General features: G+C 71.4%; 12 protein-coding genes. 6 read left to right on the plus strand and 6 right to left on the minus strand.

The window, feature by feature from the left end; all coding sequences use genetic code 11:
- Positions 1–74 precede the first annotated feature (74 nt).
- The gene (locus ACWGI2_RS22015; protein ID WP_453399799.1) at positions 75–1,598 is read left to right on the plus strand and encodes a phosphatase PAP2 family protein; all 1,524 of its coding nucleotides are present in this window, start codon (positions 75–77) and stop codon (positions 1,596–1,598) included.
- A 58-nt stretch (positions 1,599–1,656) separates the two neighbouring features.
- Positions 1,657–2,340, plus strand: coding sequence for a M23 family metallopeptidase (locus ACWGI2_RS22020; protein WP_453399798.1), 684 nt, complete (start codon positions 1,657–1,659; stop codon positions 2,338–2,340).
- A gap of 13 nt (positions 2,341–2,353) precedes the next feature.
- Here ACWGI2_RS22020 and ACWGI2_RS22025 read toward each other — a convergent pair whose 3' ends face one another.
- A complete protein-coding gene (locus ACWGI2_RS22025) occupies positions 2,354–3,574 on the minus strand; it encodes a metallophosphoesterase (protein ID WP_453697069.1) in 1,221 nt (406 codons plus the stop codon).
- Between the two features lie 109 nt (positions 3,575–3,683).
- Between ACWGI2_RS22025 and ACWGI2_RS22030 the strand changes: the two genes are divergently transcribed.
- Positions 3,684–4,895 (plus strand): CaiB/BaiF CoA transferase family protein, encoded by a 1,212-nt coding sequence (locus tag ACWGI2_RS22030; RefSeq protein ID WP_453697071.1) that lies wholly within the window; start codon positions 3,684–3,686, stop codon positions 4,893–4,895.
- Between the two features lie 3 nt (positions 4,896–4,898).
- Here ACWGI2_RS22030 and ACWGI2_RS22035 read toward each other — a convergent pair whose 3' ends face one another.
- Positions 4,899–6,143 carry an amidohydrolase gene (locus ACWGI2_RS22035; RefSeq protein WP_453399795.1) on the minus strand — a complete coding sequence of 415 codons (1,245 nt, stop codon included), beginning with the start codon at positions 6,141–6,143 and terminating at the stop codon, positions 4,899–4,901.
- A 168-nt stretch (positions 6,144–6,311) separates the two neighbouring features.
- Between ACWGI2_RS22035 and ACWGI2_RS22040 the strand changes: the two genes are divergently transcribed.
- On the plus strand, positions 6,312–6,758 hold the full coding sequence (locus ACWGI2_RS22040) for an SRPBCC family protein (protein WP_453399794.1): 447 nt from the start codon (positions 6,312–6,314) through the stop codon (positions 6,756–6,758).
- A gap of 19 nt (positions 6,759–6,777) precedes the next feature.
- Here the strand turns inward: ACWGI2_RS22040 and ACWGI2_RS22045 are convergent, their stop codons facing one another.
- Complete coding sequence (locus ACWGI2_RS22045; protein WP_453697072.1) at positions 6,778–7,380, minus strand: TetR/AcrR family transcriptional regulator; 603 nt, start codon at positions 7,378–7,380, stop codon at positions 6,778–6,780.
- 165 nt (positions 7,381–7,545) lie between these two features.
- On the opposite strand from ACWGI2_RS22045, the gene ACWGI2_RS22050 reads away from it, so the two are divergent.
- Positions 7,546–8,541: an alpha/beta hydrolase family protein gene (locus ACWGI2_RS22050; protein WP_453697074.1), complete on the plus strand. Its 996-nt coding sequence runs from the start codon at positions 7,546–7,548 to the stop codon at positions 8,539–8,541.
- Positions 8,542–8,543: 2 nt separating this feature from the next.
- On the opposite strand, the gene ACWGI2_RS22055 is transcribed toward ACWGI2_RS22050, so the two are convergent.
- Both ACWGI2_RS22055 and ACWGI2_RS22060 read right to left on the minus strand, forming a co-directional pair.
- Positions 8,544–9,116: a dihydrofolate reductase family protein gene (locus ACWGI2_RS22055; RefSeq protein WP_453399791.1), complete on the minus strand. Its 573-nt coding sequence runs from the start codon at positions 9,114–9,116 to the stop codon at positions 8,544–8,546.
- Positions 9,117–9,214: 98 nt separating this feature from the next.
- A complete protein-coding gene (locus tag ACWGI2_RS22060; RefSeq protein ID WP_453697076.1) occupies positions 9,215–10,924 on the minus strand; it encodes an Imm49 family immunity protein in 1,710 nt (569 codons plus the stop codon).
- A gap of 163 nt (positions 10,925–11,087) precedes the next feature.
- Here ACWGI2_RS22060 and ACWGI2_RS22065 point away from each other — a divergent pair, with 163 nt between their 5' ends.
- Positions 11,088–12,251, plus strand: a complete 1,164-nt coding sequence (locus ACWGI2_RS22065; protein ID WP_453697696.1) for a hypothetical protein — start codon at positions 11,088–11,090, stop codon at positions 12,249–12,251.
- Between the two features lie 20 nt (positions 12,252–12,271).
- Here the strand turns inward: ACWGI2_RS22065 and rox are convergent, their stop codons facing one another.
- Positions 12,272–13,750, minus strand: coding sequence for a rifampin monooxygenase (rox, locus tag ACWGI2_RS22070; protein WP_453697078.1), 1,479 nt, complete (start codon positions 13,748–13,750; stop codon positions 12,272–12,274).
- Positions 13,751–13,842 lie beyond the last annotated feature (92 nt).

The following is a 13,842-nucleotide window of genomic DNA, read 5'->3' on the forward strand; positions in this document are numbered from 1 at the left end:
TGATTGAAGTGAACGTCACAGTCCCGGCGCAAGATGTGCGCGGTGCGAAGAGCGTGCGGGGGTATAGGGGGTGCATGAGTGATCTACCGACCTCGCACATCCGCAGACTGCTCGGTGCCACCGACCGCCTGGCGTTCCACCGCGTGGCCTCCCGCTCCTGGCCGGCGGCGCAGCCTGTCCTGCCGCGGCTGAGCCGGAGCGCCGACCACGGGCTGCTGTGGTTCGGCATCGCCGCGGGGATGTGGGCGTTCGGCGGTGCGCGCGGCAGGCGTGCGGCGGTGCGCGGCGTCGCCTCGCTGGCCCTCGCGTCGGCCACGGTCAACACCCTGGGCAAGAGTGCGGTGCGCCGCTCCCGGCCGCTTCTCGACGCCGTGCCGGTGATCCGGCACCTCTCGGAGCAGCCGATCACCAGCTCCTTCCCCTCCGGGCACTCGGCGTCGGCGGCGGCGTTCGCCACGGGCGTGGCCCTGGAGTCGCGGGGGATGGGCGCGGCCGTGGCCCCGGTCGCGGCGTCGGTGGCCTTCTCCCGCGTCTACACCGGCGTGCACTACCCCAGCGACGTCCTGGTCGGCGCGGCCCTCGGCGTGGGCGCCGCCTACGCGGTGCGCGGCATGGTGCCCTCCAGGGCGCAGATGCCGCCGCCCGCGCGGCCCCGGACGGACGCGCCCGCGCTGCCGGACGGCGACGGCCTTGTCGTGGTGGTCAACCCCTCCTCCGGGGCCCAGCCCCAACTCATGGACCCGGTCCGGCAGTTGAAGACGGCCCTGCCCCGGGCGGAGGTGGTCCTCTACGAGGAGGAAGCGGGGCCGCTGCCCAAGGTCCTCGAGGAAGCGGCCAGGGACGCGGCCCGGCGCGGCGGTGTCTTCGGCGTGTGCGGGGGCGACGGCACGGTGAACGCCGCCGTGACAGCGGCCCTGCGCTTCGACGTGCCGCTGATGGTGCTGCCCGGCGGAACGTTCAACCACTTCGCCGCGGACCTGGGCGTCGACACGGTCGCGGACGCCTGCGCCGCCCTCGCCGAGGGCAGTGCCGTACGGGCCGACGTCGGCCGGATCAAGCCCCTGGCCGGGGTCGGTCCCGGCGGCAGGACGCACGCCGAGCCGGTGTACTTCCTGAACACGTTCAGCCTCGGCGCCTACCCCGAGCTCGTACGCATCAGGGAGGAATGGTCCCCGAAGGTCGGCGGTCCGCCCGCCGCGCTGCTCGGCGTCGCCCAGATCGTGCACACGGGGCGGCCGCTGCGCGCGGTGGTGAACGGCAAGCCCCGCTCGATGTGGCTGCTCTTCGCGGGCAACGGCGCCTACCGCAGCACCGGCATCGCCCCCGTGCGCAGGCACGACCTGGCCGACGGGCTGCTCGACGTCCGCATCGCGAGCGGCGGCCGCTTCGCCCGCACCCGGCTGCTGGCCGCGGCGGTGGCCGGCCAGCTGACCAAGACCCGCCTGTACGCGTCCGCCAAGGCCCAGCGCCTGCTCATCTCCGGCCTGCCCGAGGGCACCCAGATGGCGTACGACGGCGAACTCGCCCCGGCGCCCGCCGCGCTGCTCCTCGACAAGCTCCCCGAGGCGCTCACCGTCTACCGGCCGACCCTCGACTGACCGCGGATCTGACCGCGGGGCGGCCACGGAAGGTGTTACGCCAAGCGGAGCATTCGGGGTGCGGGTCGCTCCCGTCGCCAGTGTGCTGGCCTTCATGGGCTACGACATAGACAGCCCGCGTGAAGCGGGCAGCACACGACGCGACGTACTCGGCGTCGCCGCGGTCCTCCTGGCCGGCGGCGCCTTCACGGTGGCGGGACCCGCGCCGCACGCCGCCGCCGAGACCGACGGCGACTGCGGCATCGGCTACGACGAGGAGTTCGAGGAAGCCCTCGCCGAGGCGGACGAGGCGGTCCCGGAGAACCGGGCGCTCGCCCAGGACAAACCACGGCGCAAGTTCGCCTTGCCGATCCGCCGGCGCTTCCGCGTCTCCGCCCGCTACGGGATACGCGGCAACTGGCTCGCCGGACACCACACCGGCATCGACCTGGCGGTCCCCACGGGGACCCCGGTGCACGCCGTCGGCGGCGGCACGGTGGTCCTGGCCCGCTGGTCGGGCGCGTACGGCAAGGCGGTGACGGTGCGGCTGCGGGACGGGCACTACGCCGTGTACGGGCATCTCTCCCGCATCTCCGTGCGCCAGGGGTCCCGCATCGGCACCGGCGACCGGCTCGGCAGCAGCGGGGCCACGGGCCGGGCCACCGGGCCCCACCTCCACCTGGAGATCAGGGCCCGGCGCGGCTACGGCTCCGACATCAACCCGGTCCGGTACCTCGCGAGACGGGGCGCCCGGCTGCTGTGAGGGCGCGTGCCGCCTAGCCCACGCTGGCGCGTCCCGCGACCGCGGTGGACGTCGTCGTGGTGTGGGCCAGGCGCGCGGTCCGGGTGGCGACGTCGACCGTGTAGGTGTCGACCGTCATGGCACGCTCGGAGACCTTCAGGACCATGAACCCCACGTCGGAGAAGTTCTGCCAGGCGGCGGGGTGGTCGAAGTGGGCCCTGCCGTCACCGGACTTGGCGGCTGCCCCGCAGACGATCTGGCGGGTGCCTGCCGTGCGGGTCGTGGGCTCCAGGATCTGGAGGGTGTGGTCGTGCCCGGACAGGATCAGGTCGGCCCTGCCGCACACCACCTCTTCGTACAGCTCCTTGAGGTGGATGCCGCTCGTGTAGTGGCCGATGACGAACCCGTCGTACGAACCGGCGCTGCCGTGCTTCCCGTTGTTCAGGTAGGGGTGGTGGCCGAGCACCACCTTCCAGCGGGCCCGGGACGCGGCGAGCGCGGAGTCCAGCCACTGCCGCTGGGCGCGCATGTAGGGGCCGTCCCACCGGTAGTGGCGCGAGGTCTGGGCCACCGTGGAGGCGACGGGGTTGGTGTCGAGGGCGAAGAACTCCACCACCGGGTCGCCGTCTCCCGGGGCGTCGGACGACGGCAGGGCGACGTTGTAGTAGCGGCTCGGCATGTACCAGCGCGGTGACGCGGCCGCGTAGGAGACCTCACGGTCGCCGCGCGAGGGGTCACCTCCGCTGCCCGGGATCAGGCCCGAGCAGTCGTGGTTGCCGAGGACCATGAGCCAGGGGACGTCGATGCCGGTGTTGGGCGTCTCGAACTTCTCCCGGAACTCGGAGTCGTGGTCGGACTCGGGCCCGTTCTCGTAGATGTTGTCGCCCAGGCCGACGGCCAGCGAGATCCCCTCGTCACGGCACACCCGCCGGGCGGCCTCGGTCACGGCCAGCTGCTCCTCGCCGCCGGTGCCCGCGTCGCCGGTCACCAGGACGGCGAACTCCCCCTGCCGGTTCGGCGCTTCGGGGAAGGGGAACTTGGCGGCGCCCTGCGCCGCCGTGGCCTGCGGGGCGCCGAACGGCAGCACGGCGAGCGCGGCCCCGGCGGCGGCACCGCCGAGCAGCGTCCGCCGGTGCAGCGTGAGGGCCTGCGGCCCCCACGTGGCGGCGAGGTCCTGGGCGAGCGATTCGTCGGCCCGCAGCCACTGCTTCTCGGTCAAGTCCGCCCTGGGCGGCATCAGTTCGTCATCGCACACCCGAGCGTTCTCCCACAGCGGTGCGGACAGAGGAAGACGATCAGGCGAATTACCGGTGGAGATTACGGTGGGCAGGTCCCACGCGCCACGCACAAGGAGACCGCCGCACATGCCCGATGAGCCCCGCCCCGCTTCCCCCTTGCTCGGCATGAAGGTCGTCGACCTCTCGAAGATCCTCGCCGGTCCCTACGTCACCATGTCCCTCGCCGACCTGGGCGCGGACGTCATCAAGGTCGAGCACCCCCAGGGCGGCGACCCGACCCGCGCCTGGGGCCCGCCCTTCAACGGCCCTGACGCCACCTACTACTTGGCGGCGAATCGCAACAAGCGCTCGGTGACCCTGGACCTCAAGTCCCCCGAGGGGCAGGAGGCCGTCCACCGGATGCTCGCCGACGCGGACGTGATGGTGGAGAACTTCCGTCCCGGCAGTTCCCTGGCCGACGTCTTCGACTACCGCACCCTCAGCGAGCGCTACCCCCGCCTGGTCCTGCTCCACATCTCGGCGTTCGGCGACACGGGACCGCTGCGCGACGAGCCCGGATACGACATGGTCGCCCAGGCGAGCGCAGGCCTGATGTCGCTCACGGGCGAGCCGGAAGGGCCGCCCGTCAAGGCCGGGTACGCGATGGGCGACCTGGGGGCCGCCCTCTTCGGCCTCATAGGCGTCACATCGGCCCTCGTCGAGCGCGAGCGCACAGGACGCGGCCAGTACGTCACGACCTCCCTGTACGAGTCGCAGCTCGCCCTGCACATCAACTGGGCCACCGGCTACTTCGCCACGGGCGAGCGGCCCACCCGCCTCGGATCCGGCCACCCCAGCCTCGTCCCGTACCAGGCCTACCCGGCATCCGACGGGCACTTCGTGATCGCCGTCGGCAGCGACGGACTCTTCCGCCGCCTGAGCGAGTCGCTCGGCCACCCGGAGTGGGCCGACGACCCGCGCTTCGCCACCAACCGCGCCCGCGTCACCCACCGCAGAGCCCTCAACGCCAAGCTGGAGGCGGTACTCGTCGACGAGACGGTGGCCCACTGGTGCGCGCTGCTCAAGCCGCGCGGCGTCCCCGTCGCCCCCATCCGCACCCTCGACGAGGTCTACGACTGCCCGCAGACCGAGGCGCTCGGCATGGTCCAGAAGGTCGACCACCCCGATGTGGGCCCGCTCCAGCAGGTCGCCTTCCCCGTCAGCTTCCGCGGCGAGCGGCCCGCCGTACGCACCGCCCCGCCCACCCTCGGTCTGCACAGCAGGGACGTACTCGCCGAACTCGGCTACGACGACGCGGACATCGACCGCCTGCTCGGCCACTCGCGAGGGCCCCGCTGAACCTCAGCGGCCGAGCCGGTGCAGCGCGGCGCCCACCAGGGTCCGTACGCCCGGCAGCAGGACCGTGAGGTCCGGGGCGAACAGAGGGCTGTGGTTGCCCGGCACCCCGGTGATCTTCTCGCCGAGTTTCTGCCCGGGGGCGGCCTGCCACGCGGCCTTGGGCGTGGAGGGCACGAACCAGAAGTCGTAGGGCACCCCGGTGGGCACCAGGAGGGAGAAGTCCTCGCTGCCCATCGCGGGCCCGAAGTCGAGCACGCTCTGCGCGCCGAAGAGTTCGCGATGCAGGTCGGCGATCTCCGCGTCGAGCGCCGCGTCGTTGACCGTGGCCGGGAAGCTCGCGCCGGTGTTCACCTCGGGCGGCTCGGGGCATCCGGCGGCCTGGCACTCGCCTTCGACGATGCGGCGGACGGCGGAAAGGACCCGCTCGCGCACCGTCGCGTCCTGAGTACGGAGGTTCAGCCCGAGCCGGGCCTCGGCGGGGATGATGTTGGGCCGCTGCCCGGCGTTGAACTGCCCCGTCGTCAGGACCACCGCATCCGACGCGGACACCTCACGGGAGACGACGGTCTGCAGCCGCGTGACGATGTACGCGGCCGTCACCACCGGGTCGACGGTGGCCTCGGGCCGTGAACCGTGGCCGCCGACCCCCGGCACCACGATGTGCAGGTCGTCGGCGGCCGACATGATCAGCCCCGGGGTGTGGGAGACGAGGCCGACGGGGCCGGGGGCGACATGCTGGCCGAAGACGGCGTCGGGGCGGGGGAACCGTTCGTGCAGCCCGTCGGAGACCATCGCTCGCGCTCCGTCGCCCCCTTCCTCCGCGGGCTGCCCGATCACGACGAGGGTGCCCGACCAGGTCTCACGGCCGGCGGCGAGGGCCTCGGCGGCGAACGTCAGCCAGGTGACGTGCATGTCGTGACCGCAGGCGTGCATCACACCGTCGACGGTGGAGGCGTACGCGAGGCCCGTGGTCTCCGTGACCGGCAGCGCGTCCATGTCGCCGCGCAGCCACACCACGGGCCCGTCGCCGTTCTCCAGGACGCCCACGACGCCGGTGCCGCCGACTTTGGTGGTCACCGCGTACCCGGCGCCGCGCAGCCGTTCGGCGAGGATCCCGGCCGTGCGGTGCTCCTGGAAGGAGAGCTCGGGGTGGCGGTGCAGGTCCTGGTAGACCTCCTCGAGGTCACGCGTCTTCAGCCCTGAGGTGAGGTCCAGGGCCAGGCTCGCTGCGGTGGCTGCCGTGGGCATGCGGCTCCTTGCGTTCGAGGTGTTCGAGGCGCGGTGTCCGAGGTACGAGATCACCCTCTGAGCCACCCTCGCACAGCGTGTGCCGCCCGGCAGGGGCTGCCTCGGAAGGTGCCTCAGGTGACAAAGTGCAAAAATCGTGCCATACCCCTCAGGAGGAGTGTGGTCAGTGTGTCGCGGAACCGCCGTCTGATCCTGGCCTCGCCGGCCGAGGTCTGGAGCCTGCTGTCCGACGGCCACCGGTACGGGGAGTGGGTGACGGGAACCCAGGAGGTCCTCGCGGCGGACCCGCACTGGCCCGCGGTGGGTGCCTGCCTGAAGGTCCGGGTCGGCGTCGGCCCTCTGGTCCTCGACGACTCCTGCGTCGTCCGCATCAGCGAGCCGGAGAGCCGTCTGCAACTGGAGGCGAAGGCGGGCCCCTTCGGCGCGGCCCGCATCGCCATCAACCTGATCCCCTGGGGCGAACACACCCTCGTCATCCTCGACTGGCACCCGCTTCGGGGCCCCGGCACCCGGATGCACGGCCTCCCCGTGGACTACGTGGTCGCGATCCGCAACGGCATGATGCTGACGAAGCTGGCGCGTATCGCGGTGGCCGAACACGGCCGGGCCGTCTGACCGCCAGGGGCGGGTCGGCTCAGGAACGTGGCTGCGGGCGTTGCAGACCCCGGAGGAGGAGCTCGATCAGGCGCCGGGCGTCGTAGCGGCTGGGATCGGTGTCGTGTCCGATGCAGAGGTTGCCGATGCCGCGCATGAGTTCGTAGGCGCGCGTACCGGGCTCGATCTCGTCGGCGTCGGCCGCCGCGTCGAGCAACTGCTCGCAGACGGGCACCAGGCGGTCGAGGAAGTACGTGTGCAGCGCCTCGAAGCCGCTGCTGTCCGACTGCATGGCGCCCGCGAGCCCGTGCTTCGTGACCAGGAAATCGACGAAGAGATCGATCCACTGGCGCAGTGCCGCCAGCGGGGAGTCCGCGCCCGCGAGCAGGGTCGGGCCGGCCTCGGCGCACGCCTCGACCTGATGGCGGTAGACGGCGACGACGAGATCCGCCCGGGTGGGGAAGTGGCGGTAGATCGTTCCGACCCCGACGCCGGCACTGGCCGCGATCTCGCGGATCGGCGCGTCGACGCCGGAGGTGACGAACACCGCGGCGGCGGCGGTGAGAAGCGTCTGTTCGTTGCGCTGCGCGTCGGCCCGTTTGCTGCGGGCCGGCACCTCTCCGGAGTGGCTTGCGGCGGGCATGCGCCCCCTTCCAGTGGTCGTTGACAAAGCGGAACAGCGTTCCGTATCGTAATCGGAACAACGTTCCGCTTTCAGGGTATCTGAAGCCGGGACGCTTCTGACCGCCTCCCTGACTGCCGGTCGCGCGAGACCGGCGGCAAAGGCCATCGAAGGGAAATGCGCACCATGAGTGCATCGACTTCCACAGCCGACATCTTCAGCTCGCCCAGTCCCGTCCTCTCGGTCAGCCCCGTCGTCCTGTCGGCTCCCGACCGGGCCGTGGACCTGGAGCTGCGGGTCTCCGCGCCCGTGACCGGCAGCGATCTGCCGGTCATCCTCCTCTCGCACGGTCAGGGCTTCTCGAACCATCTCTCCTCACTGAACGGCTATGCCCCCCTCGCCAACTTCTGGGCGGCGCACGGCTTCGTCGTGATCCAGCCGACCCATCTGAGCTCGCGGACGCTGAGCCTGGACCCCAAGGCCCCCGGGGCGCCCCTGTACTGGCGGTCGCGGGCCGAGGACATGAAGCGCGTACTCGACCGGCTCGACGAGATCGAGTCCGCGGTCCCGCAGCTCCGCGGGCGCATGGACCGGAGCAAGATCGCCGTGGCCGGACACTCGATGGGCGGGCACACCGCGAGCCTGCTGCTAGGCGCGCGGCTCACCGATCCGGACGACGGGAAGGAAGTGAACCTGGCCGACCCCCGCATCAAGGCAGGCATCCTGCTCGCCGCGCCCGGCAGGGGCGGTGACGCCCTCACCGAGAACGTGGCCAAGAGCTTCCCCGCCTTCTTGACCACGGACTTCTCCGAGATGACGACGCCGACGCTCGTGGTCGCGGGCGACAAGGACGAATCCGCCCACATGACGGTCGCGGGCGCGGACTGGCACGCCGACCCGTACGTCCTCTCCCCGGGCCCCAAGTCCCTGCTCACCCTCTTCGGCGCGGAGCACGGCCTCGGCGGCATCTCCGGATACGACGTCGCCGAGACCACGGACGAGGACCCCGAGCGCGTGTCCGCGGTCCAGCGCCTCACCTGCGCCTACCTCCGAGGCGAACTCCACCCCGGGGACTCCGCCTGGCAGACCGAGCGCGACGCGCTGGCGGCCGCGTCCGAGCCGCTGGGGCGAATCGAGTCCAAGATCGAGTCCAAGATCGAGTCCAAGATCGAGTCCGAGTAAGTTCAGCGGACGACGTCGAAGACGTTCTTCTGGATGCCGTTGGCGTAGGCCTCGTGCTCCACGAGCTTCAGCTTCTGGGCATCCTTGTCCGTGTCGCTGAACAGGCGCTTGCCCGCGCCCAGCAGCAGCGGGAAGACGAGCAGGTGGTAGCGGTCGATCAGACCGGCGTCGGAGAGGTTGCGGTTCAGGGTGGCGCTGCCGTGCATGATGATCGGGCCCCCCTCGGTCTTCTTCAGTTCGGCGACCTCGTCCAGGGAGCGCAGGATCGTCTGCTCGCCCCAGCCGGAGACCAGCTTGTCCTCGGTGAGGGTGCTGGAGACGACGTACTTCGGCATGTTCTTGTACTCGGCGAACTCTTCCATGCCCGGCCAGACAGGGCTGAACGCCTCGTAGCTGACCCGGCCGAACAGCATCGCGGTGGCTTCCTCCTGCTCCCGGCCCTTGATCTCATAGGCCTCGGGGAGGAACTCCACGTCCTTGAAGGTCCAGCCGGAGTTCCGGTAGCCGGGCTCGCCGCCCGGGGCCTCCACGACTCCGTCGAGGGAGACGAAGGCAGTGCTGATCAACGTACGCATCTCAATATCTCCTGGTGATGTTTAGCCGGTCGCCGCTTCATCATCGCGGTTACGGGGGTACTGACTGCCCTGCACGCCGAAACTCATCGGCCGTCGTCCTACAGGGGCTCCGCGGCCCGGAGAAGCCGTGCGGGGAGGTAGGGGGACGAGACGCGGATCGTCCAGCCCCGTCGGCGCGCATGGCAGGCCAGGGCCAGGATGTTGAGGTTGACCGCGGCATCGGGGTCCTCTGCCCGGTCCGCCACGCGGTAGTGATCGCGGTGCGTCTCGAGCGCGTCGAGGAGCGCGAGGTTGAAGCTCTCCTCGTCGCCCTCGACGAGCTGGGACAAGAGGATGGACGGAGGCGGCGCGAAGCCCCCGCGTGCGCACTTCTCCAGATCCGCGACGGCACGGTCAGTGGCGGGCTCGGGGTCCACGCCGCGCAAGTAGTCGTGCAGAGCCTGGTAGTACGACGCGTAGGCGGAGCCGTCGGAGAGCAGCGCCGGATCGACGAGGACCAGCGGAGCGAGGTCTTCGCGCGTACCCGTGATCAGAGCGAAGCTGACGGCGGTGAGCCAGCGCCAGGCGCCCGTGTAATGCCGGTCACGCGGGTCGTCGCCACGGGCGGAACGGAAGGCCTCGGCCCCCTGCCGCGAAGCCAGGGTGAGGTTCTCGAACTGCTCGTCGGTGACATCGGGCGTCAGCGTGGAGCGGAACCGGAACAGCAGCTCCTGGTCGTTCATCGCATCCGACCAGTCCGCGGCGGAGACCGGTTCCTTGCGGTTCGGGTCGAGGATCTCCTTTGTGTCCATCTCCAGCTGAGCCACGTACTCGTCGGTGACCGGCAGGGGATTCTCGGGGCGCTCGAACTCGACGGGCCCGGCGGCGAGTTGAGCCACCGCGTCGGGGCGCCGGTCGCGGCCGTACGCCCCTACGCGTGGCCCCGCTTTCTCGAACCCCGTGACCAGCGCCCGCGGAAGGTAATCCGTCTCCACCGGCACCTGCCACCCCTCACGGCGGTGGGCGAGCGCGGCCAGCGTCAGGGGGAGCAGCGGGAGCAGGGCCTCCGTACTGTTGCTGCGCGCGGCCACGCGGCTGTGATCGGTCAGCAGGGTGATCAGCGCCGCGGCGAACGCCTCTTGGTCACCCGCGGCCAGGGCGCGCAGGCCGCGCAGCGCCGTGCTCTCGGGCTTGTCCGGCAATCCCGCGTCGAGTTCACGGTCCAGGTCCTGGATCCGGGCGAGCGCGGCGTCGATGGCGGCCAGCTTCTCCTCCCTCGACGGCGGATATCTCGCGTCGTCGTCCCCGGTGTCCCCGGCGACGTACGCCATCAGACCCTGGACGAGCTCGGCGGCCGGGCGCCCCGCCGCGCCTTGCAGGGGCGCCTCGCGGGCGAAGTGGAAGGCCTCGCCGTGCCATTCGGCCCGTTCGGCGAGGACGGCAAGGCAGAAGGCGTCGATCCAGTCGTGCGCCGAGACGGTCTCGGGAGCTCCCTCGGACCCGGCGTCGTACGCCATCCCGAAGTTCACGTAGTTCAGGGAGACCTGGAAGGAAGCCACCGGGAAGTACGCGGCGTACGCGACCTTGCCCGCCGCGGCCTCGGCGGCATCGCCCAGGACGGCCTTGGCCTCCGGGGTGTGCAGGTCCGGTGTCTCGACGGAAAGCGCGCCGAGGTAGTCGAGGAACTCCTCGGCCAGCATGCCCCACTCGTACCCGGTGACCGGGCCGGCCTTCGACATCGTGCGGACCTCGCGGCCGATGCGGTTGGTGAAGTCCTCACGCACCGCCAGGACGGCGGCTTCGTCGATGTGGTGGCGTTCTATTCGCACGGACCTGCTCCCCGTAGATGATCTCGTGACCGCAGCCTAGAGCGTGCCGCGCGAGCGCCACATGCCGCGGTCGCGGGCGGCGGGCGAGGTGAAATGGTGACCACCGGCCGCCCCAGGGGTGAGCAGCGGATACGGTGCTCTGGTGACTGATGGGGAGGGGACGGTGCCCGGGACCGCGCTGCTGATCGCGGCCGCGCCGGTCGGCAAGGCCCGTATGGTGGACGCGGCTTCCGTGCTGCCCGTGCTCGCGGCGGTGTCGCCGGCGGTACTCGCCGGGACGGCGACCGCGAGCGTCGTGGAGCTCGCGGACCCGCTCGATCCGCAGACCGTGCTCACGCGGCTGCGTGCGGCCGCGATGGCGCCGGGGCCTTTGACGGTGTACCTGGTCGGGCAACTGCACCTCGATCGCCGTCAGCGACTGCAACATGTGGCCCTGGCGCGGACCACGGCGGCGACGGTGCGCTACACCGGTTTCCCCTGGCACTGGATCGCCCAGGAGCTGCGGCTGCGCCCGCCCGGCAGTACGACCGTCATCGCCGATCTGCACGCCGACGCGGACAGTTGGCAGCAGCTGGCGCAGCGCGCCCTGGACGTGGGGCCGGGAGTGGCGCTGTACGGGCGGATCGCGCCGCCGCCCGGTCGGCGTGCCGTGGCGGCGCCCTCGTACATGAAGGCGCTGGCGACGGTCTTGCGCAGCGGGCACCGGCCGCCGCTGGCGGACCTGCACCAACACGTAGCCGCCCAGACGGTGGAGGAGGGGGCGACCGGCGTCGTACTGCTGTCCGCCGACCCTGCCGTCGCCTTCACCGCAGGCGGACTTGGGGGCATGCCCGACAACCGTGCGCCGGTGCCCGCCCAACAGCAGGGCATGCCGCCCTCCATGGCGCCGCGGACCGCGGGTGCGGACCCGCATGCGGCGATCACCAAGGCCGTGGAGGCGGGGCGGCACGGCGAGGCCGCGGCCATGGCGGCGGCCTGGGAGCAGGAGGCGCTGCGTACGTACGGGCCTTCCTCGCCCGAGGTGGTGCACTGGATGGAAGTCCGCGGACATCTGGCGATCTTCGCCAAGGACCCGGGACGCAGCTGCGAGATCTGGCTCGCCGTGGTCTCCACCAGGCTCACGGCAGGCCAAGCACCCGACGCCCCCGATGTCGAGGCCGCCGCGGATCTGGCCCACCACCAGTGGGAGCAGGTCCGCGACCCGGACACGGTCCGCGAACTCGGCCCGGCCCTGGTCGCGTTGCGACGCCGCGTGCCGGGCCGTCAGCGCGGCACGGTGAAACTCGTCCAGCAGCGCCTGGTGCAGTTCCATACGCAGGTCGGCTGAGGCCCGGGCGGACGGGCGTCCTAGCTCGGTGCGCCGAACCACCTCGGCAGTTGGTCGAGCAGATCCTGCTGGTCATCGCCGACCCACGCCACGTGACCGTCGGGCCGCAGCAGCACCGCGGGCACGTCCAGTTCCTCCAACTCCTCGCTGACATCCACGACGTGGTCGACCCGGTCGGCCCACCCGGCGACCGAGAGCCGCCCGGTCTGGTCGAGCAGCAGTCCGCGGCCCTCGTGCATCAGCCCATAGAGACGCCCCTGCTTCAGCTCCACGTCCCGCAGCCGCAGGCCGAGCAGTTCGTGTCCCTCTCCGAAGTCGTAGCGGACGTCGACCGCGGTGATCATCCCGGTCACGTACCGGTTCACCTCCTCGAAGTCCATCAGCTTGGAGAACAGCGCCCGCAGCGCGGTCGCACCCGGATCGGCCCCGAGCAGCGTGATCTGCGCGCGGGTGTTGTCGATGACGCGGGCGCCCACCGGGTGCCGTTCGGCGTGGTAGGTGTCGAGGAGGCCGTCCGGCGCCCAGCCGTGAACCGCCGCGGCCAGCTTCCATCCGAGGTTGAACGCGTCCTGCACGCCGAGGTTGAGCCCCTGCCCGCCGGTCGGCGGATGGATGTGCGCCGCGTCGCCCGCGAGGAACACCCGGCCGACGCGGTAGCGCTCGGCCTGCCGGGTTGCGTCGCCGAACCGGGAGAGCCAGCGCGGCGAGTGCACGCCGAAGTCGGTGCCCGCGTAGGCCCGTAGCTGCTGCTTGAAGTCGTCCAGGGTCGGCTCGGTGGCACGGTCCTCGACGACACCCTCGGCGGGCACGACCACGCGGCACACACCGTCCTCGTTGGGCGGGGCGATGCCGAACCGCAGCTGGGTCTTGTGTACTTCCTTGACGGCGGCGGCGACCGTCTCCGGGTCCGCGGTCACCTCCATCTCGCCGAGGAGCGTCTCGACCTTGGCAGGCTCGCCGGGGAAACCGACGCCGAGCAGCTTGCGCACGGCACTGCGGCCGCCGTCGCACCCGACGACGTAGCGCGCGCGCAGGTGCGTGCCGTCCGCCAGCTCGACGGTCACTCCGGCCCCGTCACCGCCCCCGCTCCCGTACCCGTTCCCGTCCTCGTCGTCGGTCTGACTCAGCCCGACCACTTCACAGCCGCGCCGGATGTCGGTGCCGAGTTCGACCGCGCGCTCGTTGAGCAGCCGCTCGGTGACCGGCTGCGGGGTGGCGACCCCGTACGGGTGAGCCGTGTCCAGCGTGTCCGGCCACGGCTTCACGACGCCGCCGAACAGGCCTCCTGCCTGGAACTTCTCATTGACCGCAAGGAACCGGCCCAGCAGACCGCGCTGGTCCATCACCTCGACGCTGCGCGCGTGCAGGCCCTGCCCGCGGGACTGCGCGGTGGGCTTCTCCGCCTTCTCCAGGACGACGGTGCGCACACCGTGCAGCCGAAGCTCGCTCGCCAGCATCAAACCGGTCGGTCCGCCGCCGACCACGATCACGTCAATCATTGTTCTCATTCCGCTGGGTTCTGGCGCAGGCTGTTCTGGCTCAGACCGTTCTGGTTCTGGTTCTGGCTCAGGCCGATGATTCTGCGGCAGGA

This window comes from Streptomyces sp. NPDC054866, from assembly GCF_053610745.1.